Genomic DNA, 15075 nt, shown 5'->3' on the forward strand with positions numbered 1-15075 from the left:
CGGCTCAGGCTGGCAACTTTTTGAAGTTGAAGGGCAGAAGATCCTGGACATCGGCTTCATCGGGGCGTGTCGGCAACTGGGCGAGGACGTGCTTCAGCCATGCGAAGGGCTCGATGCGACAGGCCCGACAGGTCAGCATCAGACTATAGATGACGGCACTGGCCCTGGCTCCCTCCACGGTAGCGCTGAAGAGCCAGTTTTTCCTGCCGCAGGCAAAAATCCTGATATCGCGTTCCAGAAGGTTGTTGTCGATCGGCATGCTGCCGTCCTTGGCGTAGCGCGTCAGATATTCCCATTGGTTGAGCGTATAGGAGACCGCATCCTCAAGCTTGGTGTCGGGCACAACCTTGGGAGCGATTGCATCGAGCCACGCCTTGAGGGCGTCCAGGACCGGGAGGCTGTGTTTCTGGCGCAAGCGGCGTATGTAATCGACCTGCGTTTCGCCGTCGCCGGGCTTTTCGTCCCGCACCTGTCTTTCAATCCGGTAGAGCTGGTCGAAGAACTTGAGGGCTTGGGCCGGTGGCCCACCCGGTTTCTTCCTGGCCTTGAGGGCGTCGACAAACTTCCGTCTGGCGTGGGCCATGCATCCGACGTGCGTGGCGCCTTTCAATGTGCGCCAGGCCGCGTAGCCATCGCTCATCAGGATGCCACGATAGTCGCCAAGGAAGGCCTGCGGGTGTTCCTGTCCGCGACCAGGCTGATAATCGAACAGCACGATCGGCTGCTCGCTATCCTCGCCGCTGCGATAAGCCCACATATACGAGGTGCTGGTGGGGTCCTTGCCCGCTTCTTTCAGCACCTGAACGGTGGTCTCGTCGCCATGGATGACGGTCTGCGACCGCAACCGTAGCTTTAGCGCGTCGTAGATACGAACGAGGTGCTTCTCGCTCGAACCGATCACCCAGTGGCCCAGAGCGCCGCGGCTGACGGGAACACCAGCGCGCTCGAAGGCCTTCGCCAGACGATAGAGCGGCGTGCCATCGACATATTTATGGACGAGTGCGAAGGCCAGCGTCGAGGCCGTAGCAATGCTGCCCGGCAAGGGTTGTGCAGGCATCGGCGCGGTCACGACCGGCGTGTTGATGTCGGTACGGTCACAATGGCGGCAAGCATATTTGAACCGCACATTCTGCAAAACCTTCGCCTTCACCTCGATATGAAGTTGCTCGCTAACGGTCTCGCCCATGCGATGCATCTGGTGACGGCAGCAAGGACAAGCCTTCTGGTCGTCGGGAAGGTCATACTCGACGCGTTCGCGCGGCAGGTTCTCTGGCAAGGCCTTGCGGCCGCGCTTCCTTCCCGTCGCCCCCTCGGTCGCCGGCAAGCCCGTGTCCGGCAGAGCAACGACATCGTCATCTTCGTTGTCGGCGGGGTCCTCATCCGCAGCCTGTTCGGCTTCATTGAAGAGGCGGTCAATGTGCTTTTCACTGCGCGGCGCAAAACGATGCAGTCGTGCAAGCGCCAGCTCTTCCTCGAGTCTGACGACGCGTTCGGTGAGTTGACGGTTCTCTGCCTGCAGCGCAGCAATGCGCGCCATCAACTCTTCAACAGCCGGTTCGCCGGGTCGATTCATCAGATTCTTGAATCGAAAGCATGCCGCCGCGTCAACCGCTCAATTCGAGGCCCTCAACCAGCAACCTGATATTGCCGCACCGGATGGCGGACCATCGCATCGATATCGATCCCGTCGAGGATCCAGTGCAATTGCTCGGTCGTAAGCGTGATCACCGCTGCCTCGCGGCCCGGCCACCGGAACTTGTCCTCGGTCAGCCGTTTCAGGATCAGCACAAAGCCGGACCGATCGAAGAACAGGAGCTTCATCCGGTCGCGACGGCGATTGCAGAACGCAAAAACCGCCGGAGCAAACGGATCGAGCGCCATCGTTTCCTGGACCAGAACCGCAAGGCTGTTGATGCCGGCCCGGAAGTCGATCGACTCACGGTGCAGATAGACTTTCAGGTCAGCGCCCAGTCTGAACATGTCCCAGTGCTCCGATGATCGCCGTCAATACATTCACATCACCGCATTCCAGCGTCAGCTTCACGCCGTTCGACAGTGACGCGCTCACCTTGGCTGGAGAGGAAAACGTCGCAGCCCTTTCCGGTGCCGATCCACGCACCCCATCACAAGTCGCCGGCAAATCCACCGCATCCATGCGGCTCTGTCCCGACAGTGCCCGATCAGCAGTCCCTTCAATCTGAACCGGGATGAACGCCGCTGGTGAGGACGGCCGGACAGACAGCGTCTCCGTGCGCTTCTTTACCCATTTCCGAAGAAGGTTCGCATTGACCCCATGTTCGAGCGCAAGTCTCGATACCGACACGCCAGGCGCAAGGCAGGCCGCGACAAGGCGGTCCTTCGATGCGGCGTCGTAACGGCGTCGACCGTTCCGACCAACAAGCCTTACCCGCAGTTTCTGATCATCGTCAGAGCTGGCTCCGCAAATTCGGACAGTAGCTTGAGTGGATTTTCTGCCTGAGAGCGGCGAGGCTTCTTGCCGCGAATCAGGAGCGAAGATGACGAAGAGGAGTCGCCGGACGCATTCTCCGGCATTCAAGGCAAAGGTGGCTTTGGCGGCCGTGAAGGGGGAGAAGACGTTGGCCGAGCTGGCGCAATTGTTTGATGTCCATCCGAACCAGATCACGACCTGGAAGACCCAACTCCTGGAAGGCGCCGCCGGAGTGTTTGGGCAGGACAACGGACCGGCCGAGGCGCCGGTCGATTTGAAGGCGTTACATGCCAAGATCGGCGAGCTTGCGTTGGAGAACGATTTTTTGTCCGGCGCGCTCACCAAGGCGGGCCTGCTGAGCGCAAAGCGATGATCGACCGCGACCATGATCTGTCTGTCGTGCGCCAGGCGAAGGTCCTGAACCTTGCCCGCAGTACGGTTTACTATGAACCTCGGCCGGTTTCGGCCGAGGACCTTGTCTTGATGCGCCGGCTCGATGAGCTGCACCTCGATTATCCCTTCGCAGGGGCGCGCATGCTGCGATCGCTGTTGCAGCGTGAGGGCATGCAGATTGGCCGCCGCCACGTCGCGACGCTGATGAAGCGCATGGGGATCGAGGCGATCTATCGCCGTCCGAACACGAGCAAGCCCGCACCGGGCCACAAGATCTACCCGTACCTATTGCGCGGATTGAAGATCGAGCGGCCGAACCAGGTCTGGGCAATGGACATCAGCTACATTCCGATGCGACGTGGATTCGTCTACCTCGCGGCGGTCGTCGATGTGTTCAGCCGACGGGTGTTGGTCCATCGCGTATCGATCACGATGGAGACGATATTCTGCGTCGAAGCGCTCCAGGAGGCGTTGGCGAAGCACGGCAGGCCCGAGATCTTCAACACGGATCAGGGTAGCCAGTTCACCAGCCTCGACTTCACCGGCGTGCTGCTGGACGCGAACATCGCCATCAGCATGGACGGCAAGGGTGCCTGGCGCGACAACGTGTTCGTCGAGCGGCTGTGGCGCACTGTCAAATACGAGGAAGTCTATCTGCGTGCTTACGACAGCGTGCTCGAGGCGCGAGCATCGATTTCCAAATATCTGGCGTTCTACAACCGAGGACGTCCTCACTCGAGCCTTGACGAACGCACGCCCGACGAGGCTTACTTCGGCGCGCAAACGATGGTGACGGCCGCATGATCGTCGCCAACGATTTTGCTGCGGCTCTGGTCGGGCTTACGCCCTCCCGACGCCACAGCAAAATCGTAAAGCCCCGCCTTCAGCATAACCCGGCAGGAATCCACTTAATTTTCGCGGGGCGCTGTCCAAACAACCGGGGCCAGCTCTGTCTGACATCACAAGGTGTCCACCTATTTTGGTGGACACCTCATGCATCAGAGTACTCAACAGCAAAAGGTGCGGGGAAATTCGCGCTTACGGTTCTCTGGCAAGGCCTTGCGGCCGCGCTTCCTTCCCGTCGCCCCCTCGGTCGCCGGCAAGCCCGTGTCCGGCAGAGCAACGACATCGTCATCTTCGTTGTCGGCGGGGTCCTCATCCGCGGCCTGTTCGGCTTCATTGAAGAGGCGGTCAATGTGCTTTCACTGCGCGGCGCAAAACGATGCAGTCGTGCAAGCGCCAGCTCTTCCTCGAGTCTGACGACGCGTTCGGTGAGTTGACGGTTCTCTGCCTGCAGCGCAGCAATGCGCGCCATCAACTCTTCAACAGCCGGTTCGCCGGGTCGATTCATCAGATTCTTGAATCGAAAGCATGCCGCCGCGTCAACCGCTCAATTCGAGGCCCTCAACCAGCAACCTGATATTGCCGCACCGGATGGCGGACCATCGCATCGATATCGATCCCGTCGAGGATCCAGTGCAATTGCTCGGTCGTAAGCGTGATCACCGCTGCCTCGCGGCCCGGCCACCGGAACTTGTCCTCGGTCAGCCGTTTCAGGATCAGCACAAAGCCGGACCGATCGAAGAACAGGAGCTTCATCCGGTCGCGACGGCGATTGCAGAACGCAAAAACCGCCGGAGCAAACGGATCGAGCGCCATCGTTTCCTGGACCAGAACCGCAAGGCTGTTGATGCCGGCCCGGAAGTCGATCGACTCACGGTGCAGATAGACTTTCAGGTCAGCGCCCAGTCTGAACATGTCCCAGTGCTCCGATGATCGCCGTCAATACATTCACATCACCGCATTCCAGCGTCAGCTTCACGCCGTTCGACAGTGACGCGCTCACCTTGGCTGGAGAGGAAAACGTCGCAGCCCTTTCCGGTGCCGATCCACGCACCCCATCACAAGTCGCCGGCAAATCCACCGCATCCATGCGGCTCTGTCCCGACAGTGCCCGATCAGCAGTCCCTTCAATCTGAACCGGGATGAACGCCGCTGGTGAGGACGGCCGGACAGACAGCGTCTCCGTGCGCTTCTTTACCCATTTCCGAAGAAGGTTCGCATTGACCCCATGTTCGAGCGCAAGTCTCGATACCGACACGCCAGGCGCAAGGCAGGCCGCGACAAGGCGGTCCTTCGATGCGGCGTCGTAACGGCGTCGACCGTTCCGACCAACAAGCCTTACCCGCAGTTTCTGATCATCGTCTGACATCACAAGGTGTCCACCTATTTTGGTGGACACCTCATGCATCAGAGTACTCAACAGCAAAAGGTGCGGGGAAATTCGCGCTTACCTTGAGACGGTCGGCGTGTTGCGCAATGGCCGGCGTCGCTATGATCCGGCCAGCAAACAGCGGCTGGTCGAGGCCTGTCTGCAGCCTGGCGCGTCGCTGGCGGGGCTGGCGTTGCAACACGGCGTGAACGTGAACCTGCTGCGCAAGTGGGTGGCCAAGCGACAACTTCAGAACGGGGATGGCCAGCCGGAGGCGCGGGCGCCGATTGCGCCAGCCTTTATTCGTGAGCGTCATCCAAGGACCACGCGCTGAGGGCTGATCTGGTCGGGTAGGAAGATCTCGTGGAATGGTTCGTCACGAGGTCACAGAGCTGGCCCCGGTTGTTTGGACAGCGCCCCGCGAAAATTAAGTGGATTCCTGCCGGGTTATGCTGAAGGCGGGGCTTTACGATTTTGCTGTGGCGTCGGGAGGGCGTAAGCCCGACCAGAGCCGCAGCAAAATCGTTGGCGACGATCATGCGGCCGTCACCATCGTTTGCGCGCCGAAGTAAGCCTCGTCGGGCGTGCGTTCGTCAAGGCTCGAGTGAGGACGTCCTCGGTTGTAGAACGCCAGATATTTGGAAATCGATGCTCGCGCCTCGAGCACGCTGTCGTAAGCACGCAGATAGACTTCCTCGTATTTGACAGTGCGCCACAGCCGCTCGACGAACACGTTGTCGCGCCAGGCACCCTTGCCGTCCATGCTGATGGCGATGTTCGCGTCCAGCAGCACGCCGGTGAAGTCGAGGCTGGTGAACTGGCTACCCTGATCCGTGTTGAAGATCTCGGGCCTGCCGTGCTTCGCCAACGCCTCCTGGAGCGCTTCGACGCAGAATATCGTCTCCATCGTGATCGATACGCGATGGACCAACACCCGTCGGCTGAACACATCGACGACCGCCGCGAGGTAGACGAATCCACGTCGCATCGGAATGTAGCTGATGTCCATTGCCCAGACCTGGTTCGGCCGCTCGATCTTCAATCCGCGCAATAGGTACGGGTAGATCTTGTGGCCCGGTGCGGGCTTGCTCGTGTTCGGACGGCGATAGATCGCCTCGATCCCCATGCGCTTCATCAGCGTCGCGACGTGGCGGCGGCCAATCTGCATGCCCTCACGCTGCAACAGCGATCGCAGCATGCGCGCCCCTGCGAAGGGATAATCGAGGTGCAGCTCATCGAGCCGGCGCATCAAGACAAGGTCCTCGGCCGAAACCGGCCGAGGTTCATAGTAAACCGTACTGCGGGCAAGGTTCAGGACCTTCGCCTGGCGCACGACAGACAGATCATGGTCGCGGTCGATCATCGCTTTGCGCTCAGCAGGCCCGCCTTGGTGAGCGCGCCGGACAAAAAATCGTTCTCCAACGCAAGCTCGCCGATCTTGGCATGTAACGCCTTCAAATCGACCGGCGCCTCGGCCGGTCCGTTGTCCTGCCCAAACACTCCGGCGGCGCCTTCCAGGAGTTGGGTCTTCCAGGTCGTGATCTGGTTCGGATGGACATCAAACAATTGCGCCAGCTCGGCCAACGTCTTCTCCCCCTTCACGGCCGCCAAAGCCACCTTTGCCTTGAATGCCGGAGAATGCGTCCGACCGACAGCGTGTGCACCGACTTACGGAAATCGACCGGCTGTGTCGCCAACATCACCTTGAGGTCGGACCGTAACGCAATCACCGGCAACCCCGGAGCGCCGCCAGCACCGTCGACAGCGTCGCCAACTCCACGCCTGGCTCGACGCGGATGCGCGCTCCGTTCACGTCGATCTCGATCACCCCGCAGACTTTGGCCGAAGGCGCGGCGATCTCCAAAGCCTTCGTCTGTGCCGGCGAAGCACGGTCGGACTCGCCAGCTGTCTCGCCACCGCTTCCGGCGCCAATTTGAATCGGCACGAAGCTCGGCGCCTTACCGGCCACTGCCGCCGCAACTCGGCGGCGCCACGCCGTGAGCAGCCCGCGGGAAACGCCATTGCGCCGCGCCACCTCGGAGATGTTCGCACCCGCCTCAAAGCTCTCCGCCACGATCCGGGCCTTCTCCGCGCCAGTCCACCGTCGCCGTCGGCGCTCCCCAGTGATCACCTCGACGCGACGATAGGAGTCACCTTCCTGCCTGGCATCAAGCATGGCATTTGCCATCACTCCACCTCCACCGATCAGCTCATGCCAAGCTGTATTGCAGCCGAGCCGAAGGATGGCGAGGTGGGTGCCTCATGCCGGTTACGCTTGAACGAAGGGCATCTTACGAAGCTGTGGAGCTGGTTCTCTGTCGCGGCGGTGCTGTTCCTGGCGGCGACGGTCGTAACGCTGCAGGGAGGCACCGAATTCGTCGGCCGTCTTTTCGGAGAGAAGGCCGGAGCGCCGGTCGAGAATCCCGTCGGCGTCGCTTATTTCGGGGGATCATCGGTGGAGGTTTGCTGTTGCTGGCTTCGCTTCCGTTTCTGCTCCATGTCCGGCGGCACGGCAACGTCTGGCATTCCAGGATCCCGTTGGTGTGGCTTGAGGGTCTCGAGACCGCTGCATGGGAAGGGAAGCTGTACCAGTTCTGCGTGCTCCTCGTGCTCGCGCCGGTCGCAGGCGTCGTCAGTTGCATGACGATCGCGGAAGCGCGGCGACATCTGCGAACAGGACAAGAAGCACTTCTATGGCGGCGCCGACACGACGCTGCTGTGGGCGCCGGCCGCGGTTGAGGGTCAGCAGATGCGGCTCCGGAAGGCCGGATCTGGACAGGAGGACTGCACGAAGGGCGTCGAGATATTCCCCCGCTCGTGGACCCCCCTCTTCTTCTACGTGGTCCCTCTGCTGGGCCTCGCCTTGACGGCGTGGGCCGTCGTTCTCCTTTGCGTACCGCGCGGCCCGGGGTGGTATGTTCGGAAAGCGACCGTGGCGGCGACCTCCTGAAGCTCGTACTCCGGGTTTCCCGGCGCTCACTCGGGACTGCGAACGTACGGAAATATGAGGAACGTTCGGCCCGGCGTACCGCAGCGCGACGGCCGACGGCATGAACGCGCGAAACCGCTCCTGCGGAAGCGCTCAGGAAAAGCCCGGCGGACGCGTGGGCTCCGGATCTTCCTCCGGCTCGTCGTCGACGTCACTCTTCAGATTCCGCAGCATGTCGCGGCAATAGCCGGCGACGCAGTCGGAGATACGCTGATAGACCGGGGACTCCTTGAGCGCGTTCAACTCCTCGACGACGGACGGTAGCGCATCCATCACCGCCTGGGAGAGCTCGCCGACGCGGCGCCTGACCTGAGCGCCGGAGAGTTGATTCTCCTCCGCCATCCGGTCCCAGTGGCGCGCATGGATGTAGTGTCCGCGGTTCTTGCCGGCGATCTTCATGGCGAGATTACGCGTCACATCCGGATAGATGTCGCCGTTCATCACGTCGTAGAGCGGCGCCATGGACACGCCGCCGCCGGGCAGCAGTAGCAGCGAGTAGTTCTTGGAGTGCGCGTCGACGTTTCCGCAGAGGACGTTGAAGACGAAGAAGTCCAGGAAGCGCGCTGCGTTGGCCGCACCGTTCTCCGTCTTCCGGATGACGTCGAAGCAGTCCTTCAGGGTCGGACCGCGCAGCCTCGTCGCCGGATTGGCTTCGTACTTCGTGGAAGGAATGTGCCCGGTGGCCTGGCAGAAGTCCTCCTGATGCAGCCTGCGCAGGCTGCGTCCCTCGGGAACGCGGTCGTAGCGCTTCACCAGCAGGTAGTCGAGATCCTCGGCCTTGCCGATCGTGCACTCGGCGACGTCCAGCTTCACCTTCGCCGCCAGGCGAAGACAGAAGGCTTCGTTCTCGACCGCGTTGTTGAAGTGCTTGTTGGTCGGCTTGAGGATGTGCGTCGTCGGCGCGCCGTCGAGCGCGAGGCCGATCCCTCCGTCCGGATACCGGACCACGGGAAGCTTGTCCTGCGCGCCGGCGAGCGACATGTGGATGCCCTCCTCGCCGATCAGGAGCGGTTTCTCGGGAAGGCGGCGGATGGCCGCGGCGAGCTCGGCTTCGGAGAGACGCTTGTAGCGCGGCGTCCGCTTCGGCCTCTGGTCGGCGGGCCGATAGACTTCGAGCGCGCCGGGAAGGTCCTCTCCCAACTCTTCAAGAAGCGCGAAGACGTTGGCCTCCGGAATCTTGAGGATCGTGCCGACCGTCTTCAGCGTGCGGCCTTCGGGCAGCAGGTTCAGGAACCATCGGTACACGACGTCCGGTTCGTGGACGCGCTTGGCGAGCGGCATGCGGGTCGACACGGCGAACGCCTCCGGATCCTTCGTCCACGCTTCGCCGTAGACGAACTCGATGTCCTGGATCTCCTCCGAGCGCCGGCGCAGCAGGCCGACGAGCAGAGTGCCGTACCGGACTTCGAGGGTCTCGCCGGCCTCGCCGGGCTTCGGGTTGCTAGTCATGGCGTGGGAGAGAAGTTGTCGGGGTCGAACGGTTCGGCTTCCTCGTCCGTCGGCCGCGCCGTCGGCACCGGGCTCATCTCCGGATTCAGCCGGATGCCGAGCGCCTGCAGCAGGCGCAGAACCAGACCGACCTGGCTGGTCTCCTTACCGTTCTCGATGTCGACGATGAAGCGGACACCGACGTTGGCCGTCAGGGCGACGTCCTGCTGCCGGAGCCCCAAGGAGGTACGCCGGGCCCGGATCAGTTCGCCGAGTTCTGTCGTGGTTGCGATCGTCATGACAATTTCCCGAGCGGGAATATATGCCCTGAAATGCCGGAACGACAAGCCAGATTTTCCCGAGCGGTAAATTTTAGCTGCTCGAATGAGTTCCGACGCCAAGAATTTCCCGAGCGGGAATTTTGTGGCGTCCTGGAAGGCCGTTCTACAGCCGAATTTACCGATCGGTAAATCCGATTAACTTTGTGGCCCTAGGATGTTGCGGCGCCAACCGGCCATCGTAGCAGTCGCTCAGAATCTCGTCAGTCGGAGCAGGCGTCCGGATAAGACCCGGTCGACCGCCGTCGGCGCCCGCGTCGTCAGGAGTGCCCACCAGTATTCCGGCGGCAGGACCCATTGTCCGGAGCTAGTCCATGCACTGGCGGCACGTTCCTGCCGACGGCAGCAGCTACGGGTCCATCTGCTTCCTGGTCGACGAATGCACCACCTGATGGGTCAGTCGGTCATGCTACATAGAACATACTTGTCCAGTTCGATCTCGTCGCCTCGCTCGTTTCGACGCTGCGCGTCCGATCAGTTTGGGAGGCAACCATAGGCCCGGCGGTGCAGCGCTGATATCTTTCGCGAAGCGATCGGAAGCGGGCTTCAACGGGTTTGGAAGGCGACGAATGGAAATATCTGACGACGATAGGGCCGAGATCGAGAAGTCCCGGCGGGAAGCGGCTCCCACGCGACGACCCACCGTCCCTGCCCTCGAGGAGTTGCTTTTTGAGCCCATGCCCGCGCTCGATCACGGGTTCGTACGGGTCGTCGACTACATGGGCGACGATTCATCGATCGTCCAGGCCGCCCGCGTTTCGTATGGACGAGGAACGCGCAAGGTTTCCGAGGACAGTGCGCTGATCCGATACCTGCTGCGCCACCGGCATACGACTCCGTTCGAGATGGCGGAGATCAAGCTGCACGTGAAGCTCCCGATCTTCGTTGCGCGCTAGTGGTTCATCACAGGGGAGTAGCCCCGCGGAATTTCACCCCGGGGCTCTCGCAGAACCGGACATGACAGTCTCCCGTCATCCGGCTCCCATCAGGCAAACGTCCCAGTCATACCGAGTCGCCAGTGCACAAAGAGTTCCGCACTTTCCTTGACGAGTCTTAGGAAGAACTGACTCGCACCAGCTTTAGTGCGGCGGAAGCGCTTGAACTTCCGCACCGCCCACGCCACGAGCGTCTGATTGACGTATCGAAGGAAGGGATACAGTGCCGACCGAGTATAGCGCCCATAGTATGCAATCCATCCCCTGAGGAGAGGATTGATCTCTGAGGCTAGGTCCTGCAAGGACAGGTGTGTCTGCCGGCGCAAGTTCAAGGCCCGAATCGTTTCCCGCATGGTCTTCATTGCCGATGGACTGACTGCTGGAGTAAATCCTCCAAACAGCGAGTTGGTTCGGGAATTCATTACCTGACGGGAGCGAAAGCAAAATCCGAGGAAGTCAAAGCTGACATTCGGGTAGTTGCCTTTGCGATTCCCATCTCTGCAGTAGACGATCTTGGTTTTCGTTGGATGCATCTCCAGATGGCACTCTGCCAACCGGGCTTGAAGCTCAACCTTGAGGGTTTCTGCTTCTAGCTCGGTACGGCAGTGCACCAGTCCATCATCTGCATAACGGCACCACGGGAGGTCGGGGTGCGTCCTCGTCATCCAGAGATCAAACGCGTAATGGAGAAAAAGATTCGCCAGAGTCGGGCTGACCACTCCCCCTTGCGGGGTACCGCGGCTTCGCTCGATGATGGCTCCGTCTTCCTTCATCATGGGCGCCTTGAGCCATCTTTCGATGTACAACACAGCCCAGTTGCACGTTATGTGTTTCCGGACAGCCCGGAGCATCAAATCGTGGTCGATGTTGTCGAACAGACCCTTGATGTCAAACTCTAACACCCAGTCATACTTCCAGGACCGCTGTCGCGTGACCCCTACAGCATCCAGCGCCGATTTGTTCGGCCTGTACCCGTAGGAGTCTGGAAGAAAGATTGGTTCTAGAATCGGCTCAATGACCTGCTTGACCACCATCTGCGCGATTCTGTCGCTCACAGTGGGCACACCTAAAATCCGTTCGCCTCCAGTCTTCTTCGGAATGGAGACGGCGAGCACCGGTGGGGGAAAGTAGCTTCCCGAACTCATTCGATTCCAGATCTTATACAGATTTCCTGACAGAGCCTTCTCAAATTCGTCGATCGTCTGCTTGTCCACTCCGGCCGCGCCCTTGTTGGATTTGACCGCTTTGTACGCCTCGTACACGAGACGTTTCTCGATGTTGAACGGTTTGTTTGTCGCATTCGTCGAGTTCATCCTGTTTCCAGTTGTTTCGGTGAATGCCACCGCCTGACCCGACCCCTTTGCTCCAGTCCCATTACAGACTTTCAACGCTCGTACGGGTCGGTCCGCCCCAGTTATCCGCATCGGTACTCTCGCCTCGCGGTTTTGGCCGCTTGTGCTTCTCCCTTGGCATCGGAGAACTGGTTCCTGCAGTTCCGTGCAATCGCCTGTATCCGGTTCACGCCCCCTTTACGCCGACCGCCACCTGTCCAGTCATCAGGCCTCCGACAGGTTTATCGCAGGAGAATCACCACCCCTGGTTTTGACGGTACTTGAAAGTATAACGACGCGTGATCGAAGGGTTCATTTTCATTCGTCTCCCGGACACATACCTGCGCGGGGTCTTCCCCGCGCTTTGTCTTCAACGCTCACCACCACGGATTTTGGCCGCAGCAGCTTGAAGTGGTTTGAGACCCGCTCCTGAAAGCCGATCCCGAGGGGCCTACCCTCATCAATCGCACAGCTCGTCTTCAATTAGGCTAAGTCATTTCAACTTCTCCTCGTTCGTCAACTTCTGCAGCACACGTGATTTTGACGTTTTGATGCCGAGCCATTGGAGGATGGGCAAGTTTTCGGGTGGCAAGAGGATCTCGATGCTTCGTGCGACGCCAGGCTTGCGACGAATGAACCCGTTGCGTTCGAGGGTGACGATCATCTGGTGAACTGACGGTGGGCTGACGCGGAAGTGGCGCTGGATGTCGGCCTCGGCTGGCGGCTGTCCGAACATGTACGAATAGGTATGAATGAAAGCGAGATAGTGTCCCTGCTTCTCGGTGAAGTGCACGCCTGATTTTTGACTCATAGCTTGATTCGTCCCGGCCTCCGACAAGGAGGCGAAGCATGAATCTACGTTGGCGCAGGGACATGCGGTGCATTCCCCAGGTCGACGGCGAATACGTCGCCCGCATGGAGGACGTGCTCGATCTCTACGCCGAGACGCCGGATCCGGACCGGCCGTTGGTTTGCTTCGACGAGACCCCCGTCCAGCTGATCGGCGAGGCGCGCCAGCCGATCCCTGCCCAACCGGGACAGCGCGAGCGATACGATTACGAATATCGCCGCAACGGCACCGTCAATCTCTTCGTCACCTTCGATCCGCATCGTGGCTGGCGCAACGTCCAGGTCACCGAGCGCCGCGCCGCCGTAGATTACGCCCACTGCATGCATGAGCTCGTCGACGTCCATTATCCCGATGCCGCCTGCATCCGGGTCGTGCAGGACAATCTGTCGATCCATACCGCCGGCGCGCTATATCAGGCATTTGCGCCTGCCGAGGCCCGTCGCATCCTGCGCCGCCTCGAGTTCCACTATACCCCGAAACACGCCAGCTGGCTCAATATGGTCGAGTGCGAGATCAGCGTGCTGCAGCGCCAGTGTCTCGGCCGTCGCATCGACGATCCCAAAAGGCTTCGAAAAGAGATCGCAGCATGGCAACGGCAGCGAAACAAAGTCCGAGACCGCATCAAATGGATGTTCACAACCGACAAAGCCCGCGCGCAAACTCGGTCGCGCCTATCCGGTTGCCACCAAAGAGTCAAGACCACAGTGATGAACCACTAGTCGATCTCGCCGACGGCACGCCAAGCTTGATAGATCGCCGCTTGGGTAAGGGGTTCCCAGCCGGAATCGGAATTGGCAATCGCAACATTGCCGAAGGGGCGTCGCGCCACCGTCATCGTGTGCGCCATCTCATTCGGGTCGTCGAATAGGCTGTTCGGAGAATAGGCATAGCCATGGGGCCAGCGATTGACGGTAATGCCCTGGTTCACATCGATCAAGAACTCACGCCAACTCTGGGCGCTCTCGCGGGCGCCCACCTGGAAGCCGACCAATTCCTTGCGGCCCTCCGGCGTCGCGCCGACCAGCACCAGGATACATTCGCTGTGATCCTCCATCCGGGCCTGCAAATAAATGCCATCGGCCCAAAGATAGACGTAGCGCCGCGCCGACAGGTCACGTCGCTGCCAACGCTCGTACTCGGCCTGCCAGTCGGCCGTCAGGCGTGCAATCACCGACGGCGACAGGTTCGGCGCATCCTTGCCGAGCAGCGCCGACAGCGCGTCCTGGAAATCGCCAGTCGAGATGCCGCGCAGGTAGAGCACTGGCAGCAGGGCATCCAGGCTCTTGGTGCGCCGCGCCCACAGCGGCAGGATCGCCGAGCTAAAGCGGATCCGATTGGCCCCGCAGGCGCCGCGGTCCCGAACCTTCGGCCGGGCGACCTCCACGGGGCCGATGCCGGTCTGAATTTGCCGCGCCGGTCCATAGCCGTGCCGGACCAGCCGGGCCCGGCCGTCGGGCAGGGTCAGCTCAGACGTGCTGGCCAGAAACGTGTCGACCTCGATCTCGATCGCCCTGGCAAGCAGCTCGCGCGCCCCAGCGCGCAGGATATCGGTCAGTGGATCGTCAACCGTGGAGGGCTGACGAAAAGCAAGAACGTTGGTAGTCTCGGTCATGGCGTATCGCTCTCCTTGAGAGGTTTCTGGCAGGCTGGACACCCGCCTCACGATACGCCGCCTCTCTCAACCCGTCATCACCCAGTTTCCGCCATAGCTCCGTCGATGGCGTGGCGACGCTACCTGGCAGCGGCTGCGCCGGCATCGGCGCGGTCACAATCGGGGTGTTCAGCGCGGTGCGCTCACAGTGACGGCAGGCATATTTGAACCGCACATGTTGCAGCACCGACGCTTTCACCGCGACGTGCAACTGCTCGGCGACGGTCTCGCCCATCCGATGCATCCGATTATGGCAGCACGGACAGTCCTTTTGATCCTCACCCAGATCATGTTCGACGCGTTGGCGCGGCAGATCGTCAGGCAGCGGCTTGCGGCCGCGTGTCTTCGGCGCCGGCTTTGGAGCCTCCGGCAATCCCGTGTCCGGCACGGCGACCGCCTCGACATCGTCGTCCTCCCGGCTTTCAGCGGCGGCCTGCTCGGCTTCGTTGAAGATGCGCTCCTTGAGCTTTTCGCTCTTCGGCGCTCTGCCAGAGGCTCT

The 15075-nt window shown here is 61.1% G+C and carries 12 protein-coding genes and 6 pseudogenes; 4 read left to right on the forward strand and 14 right to left on the reverse strand.

Translation table 11 applies throughout. The annotated features are described in order from the left end of the window. Positions 1 to 4: 4 nt before the first annotated feature. The 3 genes from NLM33_RS48045 to NLM33_RS48055 are packed head-to-tail and all read right to left on the reverse strand — an operon-like array spanning position 5 to position 2446. A complete protein-coding gene (locus tag NLM33_RS48045) occupies positions 5 to 1573 on the reverse strand; it encodes an IS66 family transposase (RefSeq protein ID WP_254106368.1) in 1569 nt (522 codons plus the stop codon). A 53-nt stretch (positions 1574 to 1626) separates the two neighbouring features. Further along, positions 1627 to 1980, reverse strand: a complete 354-nt coding sequence (tnpB, locus tag NLM33_RS48050; protein WP_254106366.1) for an IS66 family insertion sequence element accessory protein TnpB — start codon at positions 1978 to 1980, stop codon at positions 1627 to 1629. Continuing rightward, positions 1961 to 2446: a transposase gene (locus NLM33_RS48055; RefSeq protein WP_254106576.1), complete on the reverse strand. Its 486-nt coding sequence runs from the start codon at positions 2444 to 2446 to the stop codon at positions 1961 to 1963. The genes tnpB (NLM33_RS48050) and NLM33_RS48055 overlap by 20 nt, the downstream gene beginning before the upstream one ends. A gap of 70 nt (positions 2447 to 2516) precedes the next feature. Between NLM33_RS48055 and NLM33_RS48060 the strand changes: the two genes are divergently transcribed. After that, positions 2517 to 3646, forward strand: a protein-coding gene (locus tag NLM33_RS48060) for an IS3 family transposase (protein WP_254095161.1) whose coding sequence is annotated in 2 segments (ribosomal slippage) — positions 2517 to 2769 and positions 2769 to 3646 — 1131 coding nt in all. Because the reading frame shifts where the segments join, the coding sequence is not laid out codon by codon here. A 227-nt stretch (positions 3647 to 3873) separates the two neighbouring features. Here the strand turns inward: NLM33_RS48060 and NLM33_RS48065 are convergent. From NLM33_RS48065 to NLM33_RS48075, 3 genes and pseudogenes are all read right to left on the reverse strand, one after another. After that, positions 3874 to 4193 (reverse strand): annotated as a pseudogene (locus NLM33_RS48065) (IS66 family transposase); the annotation flags it as partial. A 53-nt stretch (positions 4194 to 4246) separates the two neighbouring features. After that, positions 4247 to 4600: an IS66 family insertion sequence element accessory protein TnpB gene (gene tnpB, locus NLM33_RS48070; protein ID WP_254106366.1), complete on the reverse strand. Its 354-nt coding sequence runs from the start codon at positions 4598 to 4600 to the stop codon at positions 4247 to 4249. Then, positions 4581 to 5054, reverse strand: coding sequence for a transposase (locus NLM33_RS48075; RefSeq protein ID WP_254106365.1), 474 nt, complete (start codon positions 5052 to 5054; stop codon positions 4581 to 4583). Before NLM33_RS48075 ends, tnpB (NLM33_RS48070) begins: the two co-directional genes overlap by 20 nt. A gap of 70 nt (positions 5055 to 5124) precedes the next feature. Between NLM33_RS48075 and NLM33_RS50145 the strand changes: the two are divergent. After that, positions 5125 to 5295: pseudogene (locus NLM33_RS50145) on the forward strand (transposase); the annotation flags it as partial. 294 nt (positions 5296 to 5589) lie between these two features. Here the strand turns inward: NLM33_RS50145 and NLM33_RS48085 are convergent. The 4 genes from NLM33_RS48085 to NLM33_RS48100 form a co-directional block, all read right to left on the reverse strand. Next, positions 5590 to 6671, reverse strand: a protein-coding gene (locus tag NLM33_RS48085) for an IS3 family transposase (protein ID WP_254106496.1) whose coding sequence is annotated in 2 segments (ribosomal slippage) — positions 5590 to 6467 and positions 6467 to 6671 — 1083 coding nt in all. Because the reading frame shifts where the segments join, the coding sequence is not laid out codon by codon here. A 109-nt stretch (positions 6672 to 6780) separates the two neighbouring features. Further along, complete coding sequence (locus NLM33_RS50150) at positions 6781 to 7242, reverse strand: transposase (protein ID WP_371930192.1); 462 nt, start codon at positions 7240 to 7242, stop codon at positions 6781 to 6783. Between the two features lie 894 nt (positions 7243 to 8136). Beyond that, positions 8137 to 9492: a type II toxin-antitoxin system HipA family toxin gene (locus tag NLM33_RS48095; RefSeq protein WP_254106497.1), complete on the reverse strand. Its 1356-nt coding sequence runs from the start codon at positions 9490 to 9492 to the stop codon at positions 8137 to 8139. Continuing rightward, positions 9489 to 9770: a helix-turn-helix transcriptional regulator gene (locus tag NLM33_RS48100; protein ID WP_188107594.1), complete on the reverse strand. Its 282-nt coding sequence runs from the start codon at positions 9768 to 9770 to the stop codon at positions 9489 to 9491. The genes NLM33_RS48095 and NLM33_RS48100 overlap by 4 nt, the downstream gene beginning before the upstream one ends. 608 nt (positions 9771 to 10378) lie before the next feature. Here NLM33_RS48100 and NLM33_RS48105 point away from each other — a divergent pair. Then, a pseudogene (locus NLM33_RS48105) lies at positions 10379 to 10702 on the forward strand (FAD-dependent thymidylate synthase); the annotation flags it as partial. 92 nt (positions 10703 to 10794) lie between these two features. Here NLM33_RS48105 and ltrA read toward each other — a convergent pair. Then, a complete protein-coding gene (ltrA, locus tag NLM33_RS48110) occupies positions 10795 to 12057 on the reverse strand; it encodes a group II intron reverse transcriptase/maturase (protein WP_254103067.1) in 1263 nt (420 codons plus the stop codon). A 511-nt stretch (positions 12058 to 12568) separates the two neighbouring features. Next, positions 12569 to 12886 carry a LexA family transcriptional regulator gene (locus tag NLM33_RS48115; protein ID WP_254106498.1) on the reverse strand — a complete coding sequence of 106 codons (318 nt, stop codon included), beginning with the start codon at positions 12884 to 12886 and terminating at the stop codon, positions 12569 to 12571. Between the two features lie 11 nt (positions 12887 to 12897). Here NLM33_RS48115 and NLM33_RS48120 point away from each other — a divergent pair. Continuing rightward, positions 12898 to 13633 (forward strand): annotated as a pseudogene (locus NLM33_RS48120) (IS630 family transposase); the annotation flags it as partial. Between the two features lie 211 nt (positions 13634 to 13844). Here the strand turns inward: NLM33_RS48120 and NLM33_RS48125 are convergent. Together NLM33_RS48125 and NLM33_RS48130 are read right to left on the reverse strand one after the other, a co-directional pair. Continuing rightward, positions 13845 to 14537 (reverse strand): annotated as a pseudogene (locus tag NLM33_RS48125) (transposase); the annotation flags it as partial. 100 nt (positions 14538 to 14637) lie between these two features. Next, positions 14638 to 15060: pseudogene (locus NLM33_RS48130) on the reverse strand (IS66 family transposase zinc-finger binding domain-containing protein); the annotation flags it as partial. Positions 15061 to 15075 lie beyond the last annotated feature (15 nt).

This window comes from Bradyrhizobium sp. CCGUVB1N3, from assembly GCF_024199925.1.
GTDB lineage: Bacteria > Pseudomonadota > Alphaproteobacteria > Rhizobiales > Xanthobacteraceae > Bradyrhizobium.